This is a genomic window from Streptomyces palmae (assembly GCF_004684805.1).
GTDB classification, from domain to species: domain Bacteria; phylum Actinomycetota; class Actinomycetes; order Streptomycetales; family Streptomycetaceae; genus Streptomyces; species Streptomyces palmae.
On sequence record NZ_SRID01000595.1, the window covers coordinates 1 to 2375 of the forward strand.

A 2375-nucleotide genomic window follows, 5' to 3' on the forward strand; every position below is an offset into this window, starting at 1 on the left:
CACCCACTCCGACTCCAACCCCCACACCGACGCCGACGCCGACGCCTGAGCCGAGGGTGTATCCCCTCAACTCGCTCGGCTACGACGGCTTGGGCGATGGCACCCGGCCGGAGCTGCGGGGGGCGGAGAGCAGTTGGATGTGGCGGCGGTGGGGGCTGCTGATCGGCGGCAGGTTCTACGCTCACGGGGTGTCCGTGGCAGAGCCGTCATCGCTGACCATCGACCTCAACCGGGCCTGCACCTCGTACTCCGCCCGGGTCGGGATGGACGACCTGGGGAAACGCCGGGACGCGGCCCGCTTCGCGGTCTACGCCGACGGCGTCCTGCTCTGGCGTTCCCCGGTGGTCCACCGCGGCGACCCGGCCGTCCCGCTCCAGGTGGAGCTGGCGGGCAGGCGCACCCTCCGGCTGGTCGTCGAGCGGCATGGCTCGGTCGGCCACACCGCGTTGGCGACCTGGGCGGAGTCCGGCATCAGCTGCGCCTAGACCCTCCGCTCCGGGCCTCGCCGTCTGGGCCGGCTGTTAGGGCATCGCCGTTCGGACCTCACCGCGCCGACCCCGCCGTACCGCGCGCTGTCGGGCTTCAGGCGCCGCGAGCGCAAGGGTTACGGGTGCGCCAGGATCATGTGGCGTCATCCGGTGCCGGGCTTCCTCCTGGCAACCGGGCGAGGGCCTCGTCGATCTGGATGAGGCAGTCCTCGACGGTGAGCCGCCTGCCCGCGGCGTACTGGGTGGCGTACCGCTCCGAGCCCAGCACGGCGCGCGCCTTCTTCTCGACCTTGGCGAACCGGGATGCCAGCATCGGGGTCCACGGCAGCCCCGCCTGCCACCCTTCCGCGGCCCCGAGCAGCAGCACGGAGCGGCTGTACTCCCCGCAGTGCTGGAGCACGGCGGCGGTGCTCACCGCCTGCTGGGCGACGAGCGATTCGGCGCAGTTGGACTCCGCGCCATGGGCGAGGGCGCCGCGTGCCGTACGCAGTGCCTCGGGGAGTTCGCCCGACTCCGCCCTGATCACGGCGTCCAGACCGCCGACCGCCACCCAGAACTGCGGCGGCGGACTGGCGGCCTCGGCAAGGGCGCGCGACTCGTCGCACAGTGTGCGGGCCCTGGCCACGTTCCCCGCGCACAGTTCGATGTGCGCGCGCAGCGCCCGGTTGAACGCCACGGCGTCCCGCACTCCGTAGCGTTGGGCCTCCTCGTCGGCCTGGTCCAGCAGGCTGAGCCCGACCTCCAGCTGCCGCTGGTGTACGGCCAGGTCGGCCAGCCGGGTGATCAGGAACGGGGTCTCGGTGTACGCCCGGAGTTCCCGAGCGAGCCGGAGTGCCTCCTCGAACGAGGTCCGGGCCTCCTCGTAGCGGCCGCGCACCATCGCCATCTCACCGTTGGCGCCGGCCATCTGGGCGAGCAGCCAGCGGTCGCCGACGCGCCGGCTCAGCCCGCGCAGTTCGGCCCAGTGCTCCTCGGCCCGCACCACGCCGCCGGGGGCGTCGATGGCCAGGTGGGTTCGGAACACCAGCGCCGTGGCCAGCGCCCATTCGTCCCCGTGCCGGCGGCAGTTCGCCACGGCCTCGTCGAACTGCGCCAGCACTCCCATCAGCCCGTCCAGGAGGTATCGGCCGAAGGGCCACAGGAGCCCGGGGAAGCGTGCGGCGCGTGGGCTGGGCATCCGTCCGCCGTAGGCGTCGCAGATCCGGCGGGCCAGTTCCACGCTCTCCGGACGGTTGATCTGCTCGGCGGTGCTCTGGTCGGCGACCAGGAAGTACCGGAGCAGATGGAGGTCCACGATGTCCCAGCGGACGTCGTCGTGCGGGGTGTCCGCCTCCGGCAGGTCGGACCCGAGCAGCCGCATCAGACGGACGACCCAGGCGGCACCCTCGTCCCGGTAGTTGCGCAGGAACCAGAACCAGCCGAGGTCGAAGACGATGGCCCGGGCGCTGACCGTGTCGCCCGCCTGGAGGGCGCGGTGCAGTGCGGCGCGGATGTTGTCCAGGTCGGTCTCGACGCGGTGCAGCCAGGGCAGTTGCTCCGCCGAGCGCAGTCTGGGTTCGGCGGTGTGCGCGAATTCCTGGAAGTACAGGATGTGCCGGCGGATGGCGGCGGCCTGGTCGCGCCGGGTGGCGGCGTTCTCCTCGGCCCGTTCGGTGGCGTACTCGTGGATGGTCTCCAGCATCCGGTACCGGACCTCGCCCGGCCCCCGGCCTGCCGCCTCGCCGTCCGCCGCGGGCTGCGGATGTTCGGCGACCAGCAGGGACTTGTCGACCAGCGCGCCCAGCAGATCGAGGACCTCCGGCACCTCGATCGGGACCGGCTCGGCCGCCTCGATGTCCCGCTCGGGTGCCAGGGGCCGGGCGAGGTCCGGTACCGGATGCTGGAGAC

General features: G+C 72.7%; 1 protein-coding gene and 1 pseudogene. One reads left to right on the forward strand and one right to left on the reverse strand.

Going from position 1 to position 2375, the window contains the following annotated elements:
• The first annotated feature begins 56 nt into the window (after positions 1–56).
• Positions 57–485, forward strand: a complete 429-nt coding sequence (locus E4099_RS31310) for an NPCBM/NEW2 domain-containing protein (protein ID WP_245245335.1) — start codon at positions 57–59, stop codon at positions 483–485.
• Positions 486–621: 136 nt separating this feature from the next.
• Here E4099_RS31310 and E4099_RS33390 read toward each other — a convergent pair.
• Positions 622–2375: pseudogene (locus tag E4099_RS33390) on the reverse strand (LuxR family transcriptional regulator); the annotation flags it as partial.